Origin of the sequence: Yoonia sp. GPGPB17 (assembly GCF_037892195.1) — a bacterium.
In the GTDB taxonomy this organism is placed as follows: domain Bacteria; phylum Pseudomonadota; class Alphaproteobacteria; order Rhodobacterales; family Rhodobacteraceae; genus Yoonia.
In genome coordinates this window covers 915,966-930,983 of sequence record NZ_JATACI010000002.1, presented here as the reverse complement: position 1 = coordinate 930,983, position 15,018 = coordinate 915,966, and the positions used below count along the sequence as shown (strand labels likewise).

The window sequence follows — 15,018 nt, the reverse complement described above, 5'->3', positions numbered from 1 at the left end:
TTTTCACTGTCACTCAATCGCGTAAGTCTTGTTTAGTCTTTGTCTTTCTCGGCACGCCTTTCGGCCTTCAAAGCTCGGCTGGGTGGACAAACCTCTTGCATGAACTTTGCAAGGGTGCCGCCCAAGTTGTCCGCCTTCATTCCGTAGTTCACAAACTGGCCTTCCCGCTTTTTCCAGATCAAATCCGCGGACTCCAAGATTGACAAATGCTTGGAAATAGCCGGTTGCGACATATCAAACCGCTCGGCAACGGCTCCAGCCGATAACGGGCCTTCGGACAGGTACGCTAGTATCCTTCTACGCGTTGTAGAAGCCAAAGCTTCGAATACCTTGTCGGGGCTTGACATGAGTTCACCTTTTAACTTATTAGTTATATATCTAATACTGTAAATGTTTTGACTGGAGTATTCAAGATGCGCCTGCACTCAACAGAACGTGTACATCCCAAAAGTCATACCGACGCGACACAAGGCACCATTCGCTGGGATGCGATAAAGTCGATATGGTTCCTTTTTATGCTCATGGGAGGTGTCCTCGCGATCATCTGGACACCGAGTTGGAGCGGGTGTCTTGTATTTCTGACAACAACGGCAATCACTGTTTGCGCCGGACATTCCGTGGGCATGCACAGGCTCCTCATTCATAGGTCATTCGAAACGCCTAAGTGGCTGGAATACATGCTCGTCTGGCTTGGTACGCTGGTCGGTATGGCGGGACCGTTCGGTATGATCCGAGCACATGACATGCGGGACTGGCATCAACGCCAAACTGTCTGTCCTCCTCATCCAAGCCATGGCGCGGGTTTTTGGCAGGACGCATGGTGGCAAATGCATTGCCGGTTCGATCTGGACCATCCACCAAAATTTGAAATCGAACCAGAGATTGCAAATGACCGCGTATATCAGTGGATTGAACGGCATTGGATGGCACAACAAATTGTCGTGGCCGTCCCACTATTTCTGATCGGTGGTGTTGAGTTTGTGTTGTGGGGAGTTTGCTTGCGCGTAGCAGTTTCTTTGAGCGGACACTGGTTGGTTGGACATTTTGCGCATAGAGGCGGACATCAAGGATGGACCGTCGAAGGCCTGCCAGTTCAGGGGTACAACCTACCTGGTCTCGGATTACTCACCTTCGGCGAAAACTGGCACTCCAATCACCACGCATTCCCGCACTCAGCCAGACTTGGCATCGAAAAGGGGCAACTGGACCCAGGCTATTGGTTCATAAGGTCGCTCGCGGCTATTGGTTTGGCGCACAGAATCCGCGAACCAGAAGACTTACCCGAACGCGACGGCCTCAAAAGGTTAGAGCCCGAAAACATGGGAGTTCCGCAGACATCCTAAGATCGAAAGCACGCCTGATCCGATGTTGCCCAGAGGCAAAGCGGACTTTGGTACACTGTGCAGCATCGGTAAGTCTGGGCTCAAAGCCGTCATTTGAAGCGCCGCGGATTTCAGTCCCGATGCGTGTCACAGCGCCTACGAAAACATCCGAACTTAGTGGAGAACCTCTTCCAGCGGCATTGGCTTCTCTAGGGTGTTCAATGACGACGGTCGGTGATCGTTCCTGAGTATTGAAACACAAGGATAGGAATGGTGGCGGAGAGACAGGGATTCGAACCCTGGGTAGGCTTGCACCCACAACGGTTTTCGAGACCGCCCCGTTCGACCACTCCGGCACCTCTCCGCGGGGATCGTGCGGCGTGGTACTGTGTGCCGCATTCCGGTGCAAGGGCGAAATCTGTGGCGTCTGACAATTCCGTGCACGCTCTTGGCAAAGCCGGGGCGGGGTGCATAACTACCAGTCAACGCATCCTTGATGAGGTCGACCATGATCCGCTTTACTGCCTCTTTTGCCCTGGCCGTTTCAATGGCGGGTGCTCCGCTCTGGGCGCAATCAAGCGATGACGCCAAGGTTGATGCGCTGCTCAAGGCGCTGGCGATGCCCGAGATGATCGAAATCATGCGCGAAGAGGGGCTGGCTTACGGCGAGGTATTGGCTGCGGATATGCTGCCCGGCGGCTCGTCAGAACAATGGGGCGCGGCCGTTTCAGCCATCTATGACACCCAAACGATGTATGAAGAGGTGCGCGGCGCCTTTGGCGAGGCTATCGCAGGAGATGACATAGATGCGATGCTCGCTTTCTTTACATCGGAGCCGGGTATCAAGATCGTCGGGCTGGAAGTCAGCGCCCGCCGCGCATTGCTGGACGATGCGGTGGAAGAAGCCAGCAAGGAAAACGCAGCCATCGCGATGATGGATCAAACACCACGCTATCTGATGGTGCAGGAGTTTGTCGAGGTGAACGATCTGATTGAGGCAAATGTCGTTGGGGCACTCAACTCAAGCTATGCGTTCTACACCGGTCTGATTGATGGCGGGGCAATGCCTGCCGGTGTGACTGCCGAGACCGCGTTGCAAGACGTCTGGGCGCAAGAGCCGGATGTGCGCAATGAGACAACCGAATGGGTCTATTCTTTCCTGATGATGGCCTATCAGCCGCTGTCGGATGAGGAACTTACAGCTTACATCGCTTTTTCCAGGACGGATGCCGGGCAAGATATGAGTGATGCGCTGTTTACTGCATTTGACGGGATGTTCGATGATGTGTCGCGTGGGTTGGGTTTGGCCTCATCCCGGTTTATGATTAGTCAGGAACTTTGATCTTCGCCCCTTGGCATTGACGGATGGTCAGCTATTCTGACATGACCTTCGAATTGATCAGGATGCCCCCAATTGACCTCTCTCAAATACGCCGTTCTTGCCGTCGGCCTGCTTGCCGCTTGTGATCAGACCGCACCCATTGCGCCACAACCCGATCTGCCCGCCGATGATCCGCGTCAGGCCCAGCTGTTAGAGGCAGAATGCACGATCTATTTTGCCGCTGTCACCAAGCTGGAGGCAGAAGGTCGTGAAGTGAGTGGCGATCCGACGCGCGGTTGCCCGCCAGAGGCCGTGGGCATTCCGGCGGACATCAACGCAATGGTCAGCGTTCCACCGGTGACACCGGGTTATCCGCAGACCATGTATGACCGCATGATCGCACGTGGCATTCCCACTGATTTGGCTGACGAGATTGCAAAATCCAAGGCATTCTGGGATCTGGTGGCCAAACGTGACAGCCTGCTGGCCGATTTCTAACCACCATAGACCATCAGGGCTGTGACCAAAGCGCCGGGTGTTGTCTGATACAGCCCCATATCTGATTGCAGTTGAATGATACGGGCGGGGCGGTCGCGTTCTGGAATGCCTGCCGCATCCATCGCTTTGGTCAGGATCGGCCCACCGCCTGCGCGGATGTCGGTTTTGATCGCCTCATAGTTCGATTTGACGACCAGTTCGACCTCGCCCCGCCGCTTTTCATAAGCAGCATTGCCGATCACTGTGCTGACCCCCGAGACGGGCAACATCAGCGGGTTCCCGAGGTGGTTGGCGTCTTGCGAACAACCTGCGGCGAAAAGAACTGTGATCAATGGCCAGCGCATGGGGTTTTCCCTTCTTTTTATGTTGACTTATGCCTGCATTGGTCAGATATAGCGCCATCTCTGCAAGGCTTTTGCAGGGTGATATGCGAAAACTCGCCCAAGGGCGCGCTGTCCACAGGTACCAAACGCCGGATCGAACCGGGGCCTCAGAGACGCGAAAGATAAAGGAAGATCAGATGTTTGCGGTTCTCAAAACCGGCGGCAAGCAGTACAAAGTGGCCTCTGGCGACGTACTTCGTGTCGAAAAGCTTGCAGCGAAAGCAGGCGACAAAGTTCAATTTAACGAAGTGTTGATGGTCGGCTCTACAGTGGGCACACCAACGGTTGCTGGCGCTGGCGTCCAGGCTGAGGTGATTGACCAGATCAAAGGCGAAAAGACGATCAACTTCGTCAAGCGCCGTCGTAAGCACAGCTCGCAGCGCACCAAAGGCCACCGTCAGCAACTGACATTGGTCCGGATTGCAGAAATCCTTGAAAAAGGTGCGGACAAGTCCGGTGTGATGGCCGCTGTGTCCGGTGCTGGTACGGCCTATGTGACTGGTGCAAATGGTGCGCCAACATCCAAGAAGGCCGCTGCTGCGGCTGAGCGTGCATCTACACCGAAGGCGGAAAAGCCAAAGGCTGAGCCAACGGCGAAAGCAGCACCGAAGGCAAAAGCAGAGCCAAAGGCGGCTGCTGGCGCCGACGATCTGAAGAAGCTGTCAGGCGTTGGTCCGGCATTGGAAAAGAAGCTGCTTGAAGCTGGCGTAACAACATTCGCCCAGATCGCGGCATGGACGGAAGCTGATGTGGCTGCTATGGACGAGAAACTGTCGTTCAAAGGCCGTATCGAACGTGAAGGCTGGATCGCGCAAGCGGTTGAGCTCGCTAAAGGCTAAGGAGAGACCAAATGGCACATAAAAAAGCAGGCGGTTCATCCCGTAACGGACGCGACTCTGCCGGTCGCCGTCTTGGCGTCAAGAAATTCGGCGGCGAAGCTGTTGTTGCTTAAGCAACATCATCATGCGTCAGCGTGGCACAAAGATGTGGCCCGGCATGGGCGTCGGCATGGGCAAGGACCACACGATTTTTGCAACTGTCGATGGCGCAGTCAAATTCCATAAAGGCCTGAAAGGCCGCACCTTTATTTCGGTTCTCCCAGTGGCGGAGGCCGCTGAATAAGCCGAGAGTTCCAAGGTAACGAAATTTTGGGGGATCGGTGATAACCGGTCCCCCTTTTTATTCATAGTTTTGCCACCATGTAGCTTTAAGGGGTGGATCAAGACGGAGTTGTTTTCGAGGAGGGAAAGCAATGCGCCATGAAGAGATTACGGTACAAGAGACCATTGAAGCAGAGCGCTTTGTCCTGCGCCCTTGCCGTAAATCGGATGCGGGCCTGATTGCGATGTATGCCGGTGATGACCGTGTGGCCCGTGGTACGCGCGCCATGCCACATCCGCTCCCTCCTGGGTCGGTTGAGGCGATGATCGAACGTGCCAGCAATGCTGAACGCACCGAAGATGTCTGGGTCATTGATGGCTCTGCCCATGGACATGCGGAGGCATTGGGCCTGATCAGTCTTGAACGTATGGATCGCGCCCAATCCGAGATCTTCTATTGGATTGCGCCTGCATTCTGGAACACGGGCTTCGCAACAGAAGCGGTGCGTACGTTGATTGCGGCCAATCCGCACCAGTCTGACCGTATCTTTGCCGAGGTATTTCAGGACAACCCGGGGTCAGCGCGTGTGCTGACCAACTGCGGTTTTGACTATCTGGGCGATGCAGAGGCGTTCTCTGTCTCACGCAATGCCACAGTGCCCACATGGACCTATACGCTCAAACTGGGGTCATGACCGTCCCGACATTGCGGACCGACCGGCTGATCCTGCGCGCACCGGCGGCGCGGGATGCCCGGGTCGTGACCAAAGCATTGAACAACATCGCCGTCAGCCGTTGGCTCACGGTTGTGCCGTTCCCTTATGGGATGACGGATGCGAAGTGGTTCATCAACGAATGCCATCGGGGTCGGTTTGTTGCGTGGTTCATCTGGGCGGAGGATCACTTCGTTGGAACCATCGCCGCCGATGACGGGCTTGGCTATTGGCTGGCCGAGGACGCTTGGGGCAAAGGGTATGCCACGGAAGCGGCGCAAGCGGTTGTGGACCACTATTTTGAAACCACGGATGCTGATCAACTGACCTCGAGTTGTTTCGATGGCAATGCGGCTTCGCAACATGTCCTGACAAAACTGGGCTTTGTCGACGCTGGCGCGCAATTGCATTTTTCCAAGGCCCGCAATGAAGAAGTGCCCGGACGACAAATGGTGCTCTCACGTCAACGCTGGCAAGGTCAGTATGATGTCTGACCTGAGCTATCGGTTTTTAAACGCGGATGACTTCGCCGATCTTCATGCAATGGTTTCGCATTGGTCGGTTGTCCGCCAATTGGGCCGTTGGCCATGGCCGCCGCAAGAGGCATTCACACGAGGCCGATGCAAACCTTATGATGGTAACGGGTTCATCTGGGCCGTCTGTGAAAATGACCGCGTGATTGGCACGATGGCTGTCACCAACGGTGAACTTGGCTATATGTTTGCGCCCGAGGTGCAGGGCAGGGGCATCGCCACCAATGTTGCGCATGATGCGATCACGCACGCCTTTGCCGAACATGACTGGCCGGTTCTGAAAGCCTCGGTTTGGGAAGATAACCCGCCATCGGCAGCCGTTCTGCGCAAATGTGGTTTTGTCCATTGGCAGACGCACTACACCCGCAGTCCGACCCGCTTGCCGACCGTGGTGCATCAATATCGCCTGCCGCGTGCCACATGGGACCGCTTGAGAACCACCGCACAGTAGTTTATCGCGCTGTTGAACAGCCGCAGAAAGCCAGACACATGAAATTCCTCGATCTTGCAAAGGTCTATATCCGGTCTGGTGCCGGTGGTGCGGGCTGCATCTCGTTCCGGCGCGAGAAGTTTATGGAATACGGTGGCCCTGATGGGGGCGACGGTGGCAAGGGCGGCGATGTTGTGGTCGAGGCTGTTGAGGGTCTGAACACATTGATCGACTTTCGCTATCAACAACATTTCTTTGCAGGTAACGGCCAGCATGGGATGGGCAGCCAGCGGACCGGCAAGGATGGCGACAGCAAGGTGCTGCGTGTTCCCGTCGGTACTGAAATCATTGATGAAGACGAAGAAACCGTTGTCGCAGACCTAACCGAAGTTGGCCAAAAGATCGTGATTGCCAAAGGCGGCAATGGCGGTTGGGGCAACCTGCGTTTCAAGACATCAACAAACCAAGCGCCACGGCGTTCAAACCCCGGGCAAGAGGCGATTGAACGCACGATCTGGTTGCGCCTGAAACTGATTGCGGATGTGGGCCTGTTGGGCATGCCGAATGCAGGGAAATCGACCTTTCTTGCGGCAACATCGAATGCGCGCCCGAAAGTCGCCGACTATCCTTTCACCACGCTTATTCCCAATTTGGGCGTCGTCGGGATTGATGACGTTGAATTCGTGGTTGCGGACATCCCTGGCCTGATCGCTGGGGCCAGCGAAGGACGGGGTCTTGGCGATATGTTTCTTGGCCATGTGGAGCGCTGCGCGGTGCTGCTGCATTTGATTGACGGCACCTCGGGTGATCCGGCTGGCGATCTGACCACGATTATCGGCGAGTTAGAGGCCTATGGTGGTGAGCTCGCGGAAAAACCGCGGATCACCGTGCTGAACAAGATCGACACGTTGGACGATGAAGAACGTGAATTCCTGCGCGACGAAATCGCGGCCGTTGCAAATGGCCCGGTCATGATGATGTCGGGTGTCAGCCGCGAAGGTATCCCAGAGGTGCTGCGTGCGCTTCGCGCAGAGATTGACGACAACCGCCTGCGCCACCGCAAAGCGGTGGAGGAGGACCAGGGCGAGGCCGCGCCGTGGCAGCCCTGAGTAACGCCAAACGTCTTGTCATCAAGATCGGCTCTGCCTTGCTGGTGGATGCCGAAACCGGTGCATTGCGTCAGGACTGGCTGACATCGCTTGCCAGCGATGTCGCGCGGATCAGAGCGCGTGGGACCGATGTGATCATTGTCTCATCGGGGTCCATTGCACTGGGACGGGGTATTTTGGGACTACCGTTGACCTCATTGGCGCTCGAGCAATCACAGGCGGCCGCCGCTGTGGGTCAGATTCGATTGGCACGTGCTTATGAAGAGGCATTGACGCCACACGGCATCGTCACGGGTCAAGTGCTTGTGACGCTTGAAGACTCGCAGGACAGGCGGCGCTACCTCAACAGTCGCGCCACGATGGAGACGATGCTGGGCCTTGGCGTGACGCCCATCGTGAATGAAAACGACACGATCGCCACCGACGAAATCCGCTATGGCGACAATGACCGGCTTGCCGCACAGGTAGCTGTGACCGTCGGGGCGGATCAACTGATATTGCTGTCTGATGTTGATGGGTTGTACACGGATAACCCCAAGATAAAGAAAGCCGCAAAACATCTTGATATCGTGGATGAAATCACCCCAGAGGTTGAAGCGATGGCTGGCGATGCAGGGTCAGGCCTGTCGAAGGGTGGTATGATCACCAAACTCATCGCCGCCCGGATCGCGACCGATGCAGGTTGCGCGATGGCTATCGCGCTTGGCACGCAGCTTTATCCCTTAGGCAAACTGGAAAACGGGGCGCCTGCCACGTGGTTCACGGCACAAACGGACCCACAGGCGGCGCGCAAACGCTGGATTTCGGCAATGAAACCGCGCGGCACCGTGACGGTTGATGCAGGGGCATCCGATGCCCTGAAGCGCGGTAAAAGCCTGCTACCTGCTGGCGTCACACAGATCAACGGCAGTTTTGGCCGTGGCGAGGTGGTGGCGATTGTGGATGCGGATGGCTTGCAACTGGGGCAGGGCCTGATCCGCTATACCAGTGCCGAGGCGCGCCAAATCATGGGCCGCCGGTCGGCTGACATTGTTGAAGTACTGGGCTATGAAGGGCGCGCTGCATTGGTGCATCGCGACGATATGGTGCTGTAGAAGGGGTCGATCATGAATGATCACGACGCAATCGGGCCGATGATGGCGCAAATCGGGGCAGATGCCCGTGCCGCCTCTACCGTGCTGGCGACAGCCGGGTCAGAGCGCAAGTATGCCGCTCTGATTGGGGCCGCTGATGCAATCTGGGAAAACCGGATGGCCATTATGGATGCCAACGCTGAAGATCAGGTGTTCGGCGAGGAAAAGGGCCTCAGCGCGGCCATGATGGACCGACTGATGCTGGACGAGCCACGCATCCGCGCCATGGCAGAGGGGCTGCGCAACGTCGCTGCTCAGGCCGATCCTGTAGGCGAGGTGATGACCGCGTGGGACATGCCCACTGGTCTTCATATTCAGCGCGTGCGCACGCCACTGGGTGTCATCGGCGTGATTTACGAGAGCCGCCCGAATGTAACCGCCGATGCTGGCGCGCTTTGCCTGCAATCTGGCAATGTGGTTATCCTGCGTGGCGGATCAGAGAGCTTTCATTCCTCCACAGCGATTCACCAGTGTTTGCAGACGGGGCTGAAACAGGCTGGCCTGCCTGCAGCCGCCATCCAACTGGTGCCAACCCGCGACCGCGCGGCGGTGTCGGCGATGCTGACCGCGACCGACCATATTGACGTGATCGTACCGCGCGGCGGCAAAGGCCTCGTCGGGTTGGTGCAACGCGAAGCGCGCGTGCCGGTTTTTGCTCATCTTGAGGGGATTTGCCATATCTACGTGGGGGCGACGGCTGATCCGGCAATGGCGCTTGAAATTGTACTGAATGCCAAGACCCGCCGCACGGGTATCTGTGGCGCGATGGAATGCCTGCTGATCGACTGGCGGTTCTACACACAGCATGGGACGATGCTGGTCGACGCGCTGCTCAAGGCAGGTGTCGAAGTGCGTGCCGATGGCGAACTGGCGAAGATTGATGGAACGGTTAAGGCACAAGCCGATGATTTTGGAAAAGAATTCCTCGACATGATTTGTGCGGCCAAGCTCGTCGACGGCGTGGATGAGGCGATTGATCATATCCGCATCTATGGATCAAACCATACCGATGCGATTGTGACGTCCGATGATCAGGCGGCCACGCATTTCTTCAAAGAACTTGATAGCGCTATCCTGATGCGCAATGCCTCCACGCAATTTGCCGATGGTGGCGAGTTTGGGATGGGAGCGGAGATTGGGATCGCGACGGGTAAGTTGCACGCGCGCGGCCCGGTCGGTGCCACGCAGCTGACCAGTTTCAAGTACCTGGTCACTGGTGACGGCACCTTACGATCCTAGAAACGCACAACCATATGGTTAGCCTCATGTCGAAACTGCATGGTTCGCCCCGCCTCGGCCAAGACACCGGGGAGCAGTGCAAATTGCACATGGGCGGCTGTGTAAGTGAAACCGATTTGTGGGTCGAGCAGATTGTTCCACAACTCTCGATCCACGGCCAGACGCGGGCCTTCGCCGCGCATCACCCAGTTTCCGCTTTCCTGGGTGATATGGATATCGCCGCCGATCGGCAGGGATGCCTCAATAGCTTGCAGCATCAAAAGAGCGCAGCGCACCAGCCTGCGCGGTTGATCGCCATCAATCTTCCATATGTAATTGATGCGCCCACCACGCGCGATTGCGGACAGGATGGACAGGACTTCTTTGCGGCTAACCATTTGCCCTTCGGTCGCGGCCCCGTAGGCGATCCGGAAGTACCGGATACGGGCGCTGGCGTTCTGGACACTTTCGTTGATCAGGTCCATTTCGGCCCCTGTATCACCATCTGTGAGTGCTAATAGTTCAACACCATTGCCGATTGCGCCAATTGGGCTGATAAGGTCGTGGCAAATGCGCGAACCAACCAATGCCGCGAGATCAGGTTGCATGATGCAGCCTCCGATTTGAGAGAGTTGAGATGTCCGATTTTAATGCAATTCTGGAACCAGGCATGCTGGTACGCCATCCCGACCACCCAGAGTGGGGCACCGGACAGGTGCAATCCAACATTGGGGAAAAAATCACGGTGAATTTTAGGGAGATGGGCAAAGTTGTCATTGATGGTAAACGTGTTCTACTCGTTATCGTTAGTGATTGATATACAACTTAAAGGCGACTACCGCAAGTGCAGTTGGTTAACGCCTTCTTACTACGTCGCGTGAAATGGTTGCCAAATGGTTAATTTCTGGAAAGATAGAGACCGATGATTGCGCAATGGGATGCAAATACTGAGGTGCCTTCGGTGTTTTCGACCATTGTCGCATCGTCCGAGCAGGACGTGTGCGCCGCACAACGCCTGCGCTACAATGTCTTTGTGAAAGAACTGGGCGGTGATGGTCCGTTGGTGGATCATGACGCCTGTCTGGAAAAGGATGCTTTTGATCAATACGCAGATCACATTCTGTTGCGGGATGAATCCCGCGCCAAGTATGATCAGGTGGTCGGTGTTTATCGCGTTATGACAGAACCGATGGCAGCTGCGGCGGGGCGGTTCTATTGTGCCGAGGAATATGACCTAACACCTTTTTATCAAAGCGGAAAACGTCTGTTAGAGTTGGGGCGGTCTTGCTTGCACGCGGACTATCGCGGCGGGCCTTACAATGCTGCATTTGTGGGGTGCATTGGCGGATTATGTACAGGCGCGCAGTATTGACGTGTTGTTTGGCGTCGCCTCTTTTCACGGTACTGATGTGGTGCGGCTGTCTGCCCCGTTGAGCCTGTTGCATCACCGCCATCTGGCCCGCAAAGAGTTGCGCGTGAAAGCCATCGGGCCGACAGCTTTGTCGATGAGTATCACGAGACCCGAAGCGATAGACCGTGTTGCCGCCGTCCGGCAAATGCCCGCACTGATCAAGGCATACCTGCGTTTGGGGGCTACTGTGGGTGAGGGGGCTTTTGTCGATCATGCATTCAACACGGTGGATATCTGCATCATTTTGGAACGTGATGCGATCAATGCCCTGCAAAGGAAGATGCTAGCGGCAGGTGCATCCCGTGGGTGAGACATGGTATAGCCAAACCACCCCGGTCCACGAGGTGCCGGGTTTCAGCGGTTGGATGCGGGTCTTTCTTCGCGCGGTGCCTTTGATCGTTCTGGTCTTTGGTGGATTGCTGATCTTGCTTGCTGTGCGCTTTGTTGAACGCCCGCTTTACGGGTTAGGTCGCCCGGTCACACCTTTTATTACACAGTTTGTGTGTCGCACGGCATTCGTGCTGCTTGGCATCCGCTATACATCCACAGGCACGCCAATGCGGGGCGCCGGGGCTGTTGTGGCCAATCATGCTTCTTGGCTGGATATCTTCGCGTTGAATGCGCGCAAGCGTATCTATTTTGTGTCCAAATCCGAGGTCGCAGGATGGCCCGGCATCGGATGGCTGGCGCGGGCGACAGGTACGGTTTTTATCCAACGCGACCGCAGTGAGGTACAAAACCAGATCACCGTCTTCCGGGATCGCTTGACCGCCGGGCACAAGCTGTTGTTTTTCCCCGAAGGGACCTCAACAGATGGGTTGCAGGTCTTGCCGTTTAAACCGGCGCTCTTTGCGGCGTTTTTTGAACCAGCGCTGAAAGAGACGTTACTAATGCAGGCGGTGTCAGTGGTATATCAGGCACCGCAGGGTGAAGATCCGCGGTTTTATGGTTGGTGGGGTGATATGAATTTTGGCCCACATTTGTTGTCGACCTTGGCAGCAAGGCGGCAGGGCGGGGTGCATGTGGTCTATCATAAGCCAGTCAAAGTGATTGATTATGCCGATCGCAAGGCACTGGCGCAGGCAATGGAAGCGCAGGTGCGCTTGGGTCTATCCCAGCATCGCGCGGCGTAGATCGCCCAGAGCTGTGGCTGGCTTGTCAGCCGACCAGATTTCATCGCCGATCCCGAAGAAATCGGTATGTGGAGACAGTGCGCGGATCAGATCAGCATCCAGCGCACCTTCTGCGACCACCGGGACCTCGATCATCATCGACCACCACTCAAAAAGTTCCAGTTCCGCCTGTCTGCCGTCACCGAGCGGTGACTGGCCGACCGGACCGAAGCTGACATAGTCTGCACCAAGTTCACCGGCGGTCATCCCGTCGTGGCGCGAATTGGTGCAGTAGCTGCCGACGATTGCATCATCGCCCAGGTCTTTGCGCACCTGCCGTACGGAGCGTGCACCATCCGTCAGATGAACGCCGTCAAGCCCCAGACGTTCAACCAGTTGGATATGGCTGTCGATCACAAGCGCCACATCGCGTTCATGGGTGATTTCCCGCAACGCATCAGCCGCCTTGGCAATGCGCCCTTCATCGGTTGAACCGTGGGCCAGACGCACACAACCAACTTCGGTGCTGTCAAGGCAGGCGGCCAACTGTGCCGGAAAGGTCGACAGGTCGAACTCAGACGGGCTGATCAGATAGATTTGGGGATGATCCTGCGCGTCCGACATGGGGGCGTTCCGTTTTCTTTCAATTGTCACGCGGTTTTAGCGGGGAAACTTACGCTTGGCCATGGGTGTTCTTGTCTTGGCAACGTCAGCGGCGTATCAGGCGGCACTCTTTGCAAAGGAAGTTTTATGCCCAGCGCCGACCTTCAGCCTGCCTTCGTCCTGATCCGCCCACAGATGGGTGAAAACATTGGGGCGGCGGCCCGTGGCATGTGGAACTTTGGGCTGGATCGGATGCGCATTATTGCGCCGCGCGACGGCTGGCCGAACCAAAAAGCGGTGGCGATGGCTAGCGGGGCAGGGCGGTTGTTGGATGAGGCACAGATTTTTGAAGACACGGCAGAGGCCGTTGCCGATTGCGACTATGTCTATGCGACCACGGCGCGCCCGCGTGGGCTGACCAAACTAGTGTTGACTCCAGAGGCCGCGATGCAGGATGCGCGCGGGCGCGTTGCCGAAGGGCAAAAAGTCGCGGTCATGTTTGGACCTGAACGCTCTGGTATGGAGAACGATGATATCGCGCGGGCGAACGCGATCATCTCGGTACCCGTGAACCCCGCGTTTCCGTCACTCAATCTGGCTCAATGTGTGCTGTTGACGGGGTATGAGTGGCGGCGCGAAGCGGTTGCGGTGGATGCATCCCGGGTCGATGCTGTAGGCGATTGGGCCGAACAGGTTGAGATTGAAAAGCTGAGCGATCACTATGAAGAACGGCTGCAAGAAGCGGGGTTCTTTTATCCAGAGCATAAGGCCGAAAACATGAAGCTGAACCTGCGTAACATGTGGTCACGGATGCCGATGACCCGGGCCGACGTCCAGATGCTGCACGGGATGATGCGTCAGATGGTGCGGTGGAAAGAACGCGGTTAGGGGCACCTTCGATGGCTCCTGATGTGCGAAACCTGTGGCACGGTGACGCTTGCGGTCGGCAGGCTTGAGTTCTAGGTACTTGCCAAGACCAAGCGGAGACCCACGATGGCCACGAAACGTAATATCTTCGAAGATGTCGGTGATACGCCCAAACAGGTCGCGGCACCCGGTGGCATTGACCGTGCTGGCACCGGCGCACGCGGGTTGATCCGCGGCTGGCTGATGGCGCTGTTTGCTTTGGTTGTTGTGATGATTGTCGTGGGCGGCCTGACACGTCTGACCGACAGTGGCCTGTCCATTACCGAGTGGAAGCCGGTGACCGGGGCGATGCCGCCTATGTCCGAGGCTGCGTGGACCGAAGAGTTTGATAAGTATCGCGCCATTCCCGAGTATCAGTTGCAGAACCGCGGGATGACCATGGCCGAGTTCAAGGTCATTTACTGGTGGGAATGGGGGCATCGTCAGCTGGGCCGCTTTATCGGGTTGGTCTGGGCCGCGGGTTTTGTCTTCTTCGCGGCGACCCGCAAGACGCCGACCGGATGGACGCCGAAGCTGCTATTCATCGGGGCTTTGGGGGGGCTGCAAGGCTTTATTGGCTGGTGGATGGTATCATCCGGCTTGGAAGAGGGGATGCTAGATGTAGCCTCTTACCGCTTGGCAACGCACCTGGGGTTGGCCTTTGTCATCTTTGGGTTCATCGCGTGGTACATTTATCAACTGGGGCGCAGTCAGGCAGATCTCTTGCAGGCTCGCCGGAGCAGCGATGTGGGGTTGGCACGCCTAAGCAGCGTACTGATTGGGTTTGCCTTTCTACAAATCATCCTTGGCGCGTTGGTGGCTGGCATCGACGCAGGCCGTGCCTTCCCCGATTGGCCTTTGATGGCTGGAGGTTTCTTGCCACCAGAGCCTTTGTCCCTGACCCCCGTTTGGCGCAACTTCTTTGAGGATGCAGGTCTGGTGCAATTCATGCACCGGATGGTCGGCTATGCGCTTTTTGCTTTTACGCTCTTTGTGTGGGTCCGCGCCCGCCGGTCCGCCAACACAAACACGCGTTTCGTCTTCAATGCAGTAATGGCGGTGATGGTCTTGCAGGTTGTGATCGGGATTGTGACGGTGATGTATTCCGCCCCATGGCAGATTGCGATTGTGCACCAACTCGTCGCTGTCATTCTCTGGGCACTGATCCTGCGCGGGCGCTTTGTGGCGCAGTATCCCATCGCACAATCCATCAAAGGGGCCTGAGG

At 56.6% G+C, this 15,018-nt stretch carries 18 protein-coding genes, 1 tRNA gene and 2 pseudogenes; 16 read left to right on the top strand and 5 right to left on the bottom strand.

The annotated features are described in order from the left end of the window. Positions 1 to 32: 32 nt before the first annotated feature. Positions 33 to 347 carry a metalloregulator ArsR/SmtB family transcription factor gene (locus QTO30_RS05080; RefSeq protein ID WP_340422939.1) on the bottom strand — a complete coding sequence of 105 codons (315 nt, stop codon included), beginning with the start codon at positions 345 to 347 and terminating at the stop codon, positions 33 to 35. A gap of 168 nt (positions 348 to 515) precedes the next feature. On the opposite strand from QTO30_RS05080, the gene QTO30_RS05075 reads away from it, so the two are divergent. Continuing rightward, positions 516 to 1,343, top strand: coding sequence for an acyl-CoA desaturase (locus QTO30_RS05075; RefSeq protein WP_340422937.1), 828 nt, complete (start codon positions 516 to 518; stop codon positions 1,341 to 1,343). Positions 1,344 to 1,596: 253 nt separating this feature from the next. Here QTO30_RS05075 and QTO30_RS05070 read toward each other — a convergent pair. Continuing rightward, positions 1,597 to 1,686 (bottom strand) — tRNA-Ser (locus QTO30_RS05070). Positions 1,687 to 1,830: 144 nt separating this feature from the next. On the opposite strand from QTO30_RS05070, the gene QTO30_RS05065 reads away from it, so the two are divergent. Further along, positions 1,831 to 2,664 (top strand): hypothetical protein, encoded by an 834-nt coding sequence (locus QTO30_RS05065; protein ID WP_340422936.1) that lies wholly within the window; start codon positions 1,831 to 1,833, stop codon positions 2,662 to 2,664. 72 nt (positions 2,665 to 2,736) lie between these two features. Continuing rightward, positions 2,737 to 3,141 (top strand): hypothetical protein, encoded by a 405-nt coding sequence (locus tag QTO30_RS05060; RefSeq protein WP_340422934.1) that lies wholly within the window; start codon positions 2,737 to 2,739, stop codon positions 3,139 to 3,141. Here the strand turns inward: QTO30_RS05060 and QTO30_RS05055 are convergent. Beyond that, positions 3,138 to 3,485: a hypothetical protein gene (locus tag QTO30_RS05055; protein WP_340422932.1), complete on the bottom strand. Its 348-nt coding sequence runs from the start codon at positions 3,483 to 3,485 to the stop codon at positions 3,138 to 3,140. The genes QTO30_RS05060 and QTO30_RS05055 overlap by 4 nt on opposite strands. 176 nt (positions 3,486 to 3,661) lie before the next feature. Between QTO30_RS05055 and QTO30_RS05050 the strand changes: the two genes are divergently transcribed. From QTO30_RS05050 to QTO30_RS05015, 8 genes and pseudogenes are all read left to right on the top strand, one after another. Then, positions 3,662 to 4,363, top strand: a complete 702-nt coding sequence (locus tag QTO30_RS05050; protein WP_340422930.1) for a 50S ribosomal protein L21 — start codon at positions 3,662 to 3,664, stop codon at positions 4,361 to 4,363. 11 nt (positions 4,364 to 4,374) lie between these two features. Next, positions 4,375 to 4,646, top strand: a pseudogene (rpmA, locus tag QTO30_RS05045) (50S ribosomal protein L27). A gap of 130 nt (positions 4,647 to 4,776) precedes the next feature. Continuing rightward, positions 4,777 to 5,319 carry a GNAT family N-acetyltransferase gene (locus QTO30_RS05040; protein ID WP_340422929.1) on the top strand — a complete coding sequence of 181 codons (543 nt, stop codon included), beginning with the start codon at positions 4,777 to 4,779 and terminating at the stop codon, positions 5,317 to 5,319. Continuing rightward, positions 5,316 to 5,831, top strand: coding sequence for a GNAT family N-acetyltransferase (locus QTO30_RS05035; RefSeq protein ID WP_340422928.1), 516 nt, complete (start codon positions 5,316 to 5,318; stop codon positions 5,829 to 5,831). The genes QTO30_RS05040 and QTO30_RS05035 overlap by 4 nt, the downstream gene beginning before the upstream one ends. Then, complete coding sequence (locus QTO30_RS05030) at positions 5,821 to 6,321, top strand: GNAT family N-acetyltransferase (RefSeq protein WP_340422926.1); 501 nt, start codon at positions 5,821 to 5,823, stop codon at positions 6,319 to 6,321. The genes QTO30_RS05035 and QTO30_RS05030 overlap by 11 nt, the downstream gene beginning before the upstream one ends. A gap of 38 nt (positions 6,322 to 6,359) precedes the next feature. After that, entirely contained in the window at positions 6,360 to 7,409 is a 1,050-nt protein-coding gene (gene obgE / locus QTO30_RS05025) for a GTPase ObgE (RefSeq protein ID WP_340422924.1), read from the top strand. After that, positions 7,397 to 8,503: a glutamate 5-kinase gene (proB, locus tag QTO30_RS05020; RefSeq protein WP_340422922.1), complete on the top strand. Its 1,107-nt coding sequence runs from the start codon at positions 7,397 to 7,399 to the stop codon at positions 8,501 to 8,503. Before obgE ends, proB begins: the two co-directional genes overlap by 13 nt. Positions 8,504 to 8,515: 12 nt before the next feature. Next, complete coding sequence (locus tag QTO30_RS05015; protein WP_340422921.1) at positions 8,516 to 9,781, top strand: glutamate-5-semialdehyde dehydrogenase; 1,266 nt, start codon at positions 8,516 to 8,518, stop codon at positions 9,779 to 9,781. Here the strand turns inward: QTO30_RS05015 and QTO30_RS05010 are convergent. Further along, positions 9,778 to 10,368, bottom strand: coding sequence for a histidine phosphotransferase family protein (locus QTO30_RS05010; RefSeq protein WP_340422920.1), 591 nt, complete (start codon positions 10,366 to 10,368; stop codon positions 9,778 to 9,780). The genes QTO30_RS05015 and QTO30_RS05010 overlap by 4 nt on opposite strands. Positions 10,369 to 10,397: 29 nt before the next feature. Between QTO30_RS05010 and QTO30_RS05005 the strand changes: the two genes are divergently transcribed. From QTO30_RS05005 to QTO30_RS04995, 3 genes and pseudogenes are all read left to right on the top strand, one after another. Next, positions 10,398 to 10,577: a DUF3553 domain-containing protein gene (locus QTO30_RS05005; RefSeq protein ID WP_340422918.1), complete on the top strand. Its 180-nt coding sequence runs from the start codon at positions 10,398 to 10,400 to the stop codon at positions 10,575 to 10,577. A gap of 105 nt (positions 10,578 to 10,682) precedes the next feature. Further along, positions 10,683 to 11,481 (top strand): annotated as a pseudogene (locus tag QTO30_RS05000) (GNAT family N-acetyltransferase). Continuing rightward, a complete protein-coding gene (locus QTO30_RS04995) occupies positions 11,474 to 12,304 on the top strand; it encodes a lysophospholipid acyltransferase family protein (RefSeq protein ID WP_445327130.1) in 831 nt (276 codons plus the stop codon). Before QTO30_RS05000 ends, QTO30_RS04995 begins: the two are co-directional and overlap by 8 nt. On the opposite strand, the gene QTO30_RS04990 is transcribed toward QTO30_RS04995, so the two are convergent. Continuing rightward, a complete protein-coding gene (locus QTO30_RS04990) occupies positions 12,281 to 12,907 on the bottom strand; it encodes a thiamine phosphate synthase (RefSeq protein ID WP_340422917.1) in 627 nt (208 codons plus the stop codon). The two genes, QTO30_RS04995 and QTO30_RS04990, sit on opposite strands and share 24 nt — an antisense overlap. A gap of 126 nt (positions 12,908 to 13,033) precedes the next feature. Between QTO30_RS04990 and QTO30_RS04985 the strand changes: the two genes are divergently transcribed. Then, the gene (locus tag QTO30_RS04985) at positions 13,034 to 13,774 is read left to right on the top strand and encodes an RNA methyltransferase (protein WP_340422915.1); all 741 of its coding nucleotides are present in this window, start codon (positions 13,034 to 13,036) and stop codon (positions 13,772 to 13,774) included. Between the two features lie 105 nt (positions 13,775 to 13,879). Further along, on the top strand, positions 13,880 to 15,016 hold the full coding sequence (ctaA, locus tag QTO30_RS04980; RefSeq protein ID WP_340422914.1) for a heme A synthase: 1,137 nt from the start codon (positions 13,880 to 13,882) through the stop codon (positions 15,014 to 15,016). Positions 15,017 to 15,018: the final 2 nt, after the last annotated feature.

Excerpts from the sequence above, each read along its gene's own strand:
- ctaA (WP_340422914.1), top strand. The coding sequence starts at position 13,880 with ATGGCCACGAAACGTAATATCTTCGAAGATGTCGGTGATACGCCCAAA.
- QTO30_RS05015 (WP_340422921.1), top strand. The coding sequence starts at position 8,516 with ATGAATGATCACGACGCAATCGGGCCGATGATGGCGCAAATCGGGGCA.
- QTO30_RS05055 (WP_340422932.1), bottom strand. The coding sequence starts at position 3,485 with ATGCGCTGGCCATTGATCACAGTTCTTTTCGCCGCAGGTTGTTCGCAA.
- QTO30_RS05005 (WP_340422918.1), top strand. The coding sequence starts at position 10,398 with ATGTCCGATTTTAATGCAATTCTGGAACCAGGCATGCTGGTACGCCAT.
- QTO30_RS05040 (WP_340422929.1), top strand. The coding sequence starts at position 4,777 with ATGCGCCATGAAGAGATTACGGTACAAGAGACCATTGAAGCAGAGCGC.
- QTO30_RS04990 (WP_340422917.1), bottom strand. The coding sequence starts at position 12,907 with ATGTCGGACGCGCAGGATCATCCCCAAATCTATCTGATCAGCCCGTCT.
- QTO30_RS05035 (WP_340422928.1), top strand. The coding sequence starts at position 5,316 with ATGACCGTCCCGACATTGCGGACCGACCGGCTGATCCTGCGCGCACCG.
- QTO30_RS05065 (WP_340422936.1), top strand. The coding sequence starts at position 1,831 with ATGATCCGCTTTACTGCCTCTTTTGCCCTGGCCGTTTCAATGGCGGGT.
- QTO30_RS04985 (WP_340422915.1), top strand. The coding sequence starts at position 13,034 with ATGCCCAGCGCCGACCTTCAGCCTGCCTTCGTCCTGATCCGCCCACAG.
- QTO30_RS05030 (WP_340422926.1), top strand. The coding sequence starts at position 5,821 with ATGATGTCTGACCTGAGCTATCGGTTTTTAAACGCGGATGACTTCGCC.
- QTO30_RS05080 (WP_340422939.1), bottom strand. The coding sequence starts at position 347 with ATGTCAAGCCCCGACAAGGTATTCGAAGCTTTGGCTTCTACAACGCGT.
- QTO30_RS05075 (WP_340422937.1), top strand. The coding sequence starts at position 516 with ATGCTCATGGGAGGTGTCCTCGCGATCATCTGGACACCGAGTTGGAGC.
- obgE (WP_340422924.1), top strand. The coding sequence starts at position 6,360 with ATGAAATTCCTCGATCTTGCAAAGGTCTATATCCGGTCTGGTGCCGGT.
- QTO30_RS05050 (WP_340422930.1), top strand. The coding sequence starts at position 3,662 with ATGTTTGCGGTTCTCAAAACCGGCGGCAAGCAGTACAAAGTGGCCTCT.
- QTO30_RS05010 (WP_340422920.1), bottom strand. The coding sequence starts at position 10,368 with ATGCAACCTGATCTCGCGGCATTGGTTGGTTCGCGCATTTGCCACGAC.